2 protein-coding genes are annotated in these 1,193 nt (G+C 39.7%); both read right to left on the bottom strand.

Features of this window, described 5'->3' with window-relative positions; all coding sequences use genetic code 11:
* Positions 1-110 precede the first annotated feature (110 nt).
* Positions 111-791 (bottom strand): SprT family zinc-dependent metalloprotease, encoded by a 681-nt coding sequence (locus MV676_RS07210; protein WP_022847089.1) that lies wholly within the window; start codon positions 789-791, stop codon positions 111-113.
* A partial coding sequence (locus MV676_RS07205; RefSeq protein WP_343214962.1) for an oligopeptide/dipeptide ABC transporter ATP-binding protein occupies positions 775-1,193 on the bottom strand: 419 nt, incomplete at its 5' end. The genes MV676_RS07205 and MV676_RS07210, both read right to left, overlap by 17 nt.

The following is a 1,193-nucleotide window of genomic DNA, read 5'->3' as shown; positions in this document are numbered from 1 at the left end:
CCTTTAAGGGAAGGAACAGCAAAATCGGGTGTTCCCATAAAAACAACGTTAAACTTCTCCATAACCGTCTCCAAAAAAATTTATAATTGATAATTTATCCCAAAATTTGCTTACAAAACAAACTTCCACCCGTTAACCTTTAACCACCTGTCCCTCTCTCTAAAATCGGGAAGAAGTGATTCAACCAAATCCCAAAACCTCTTAGAATGGTTTTTCTCACGAATATGAGCAATTTCATGAACTACAACATAATCTATAATCTCTTCAGGAAGCATTAAAACCCTGTATGAAAAACAGAGGCCATTTTTCCTTGAACAGGACCCCCACCTCTTCTCAGCCCGTGTAATCTTCACACCTTTAAAACGAAAAATCTCACCTGTAAAAAACTCTACACGCCGAACAACATAAGGAAGTCCTACCTTTTTATACCAACTGATAAAAATGTCTCTTGCATGCTGCAGATAGCTGGAAGAAAGAAAAAACATTCCACCTCTTAACTCAAGTGGAAGATGAGAGCTCACTATCTTCAAAGGATAAGATTTGCCGAGGAAAAAGAAAGGAACACCGTTTTTAAAACCTCTTTTACCCAAATATCTTTTCCTTTCCCGAACCTTCCCAAGCTTACTAACTATCCAGGTTCTATGTTTAGAGACAAAGTTCTTAAGAGAATTAATAGAAACATCTTCTGGTGCTCTCACAAGAACATCACCGGAGGGGGTAACCTCTATAGAAACTGTCTTCCTGTTGCTCCTTACAACATTAATCCGAATATCTTCAATTCTCATCAACATTAAAACAGGCAACCTCTCTACCATTCACAATGACAGGTTCTGGAAGTTCCTTAAAGCATTTTTCTGAAGCTACCGGGCATCTTGGTGCAAAAGGACAACCTTCAACCTTTCTATCCTCAAGAGGGATATCTGGAATTGAGGTATCATGAATGTCGTACTTTGGAACACACGATATAAGAAGCCTCGTGTAAGGATGAACCGGCGAATGGAGAACCTTATCCTTCTCTCCCTTTTCCATAATTACGCCTTTGTACATAACTGCAACCTTATCGGCCACCTCATTCACAACACCCATATCGTGAGTAATGAGAAGCGTTGCCGTGTCAAACATTTCTTTCGTCTTATCTATCAATCCCAAAACCTTTTTCTGGGCAAGAACGTCAAGTGCGGTTGTCGGTTCGT

This window comes from Desulfurobacterium sp., from assembly GCF_027028515.1.
Classification (GTDB): Bacteria; Aquificota; Aquificia; order Desulfurobacteriales; family Desulfurobacteriaceae; genus Desulfurobacterium_A.
This window is presented reverse-complemented; position numbering and strand designations above follow the sequence as displayed.

Coding starts and splice junctions, on each gene's coding strand:
- MV676_RS07210 (WP_022847089.1), bottom strand. CDS start 791: ATGTTGATGAGAATTGAAGATATTCGGATTAATGTTGTAAGGAGCAAC.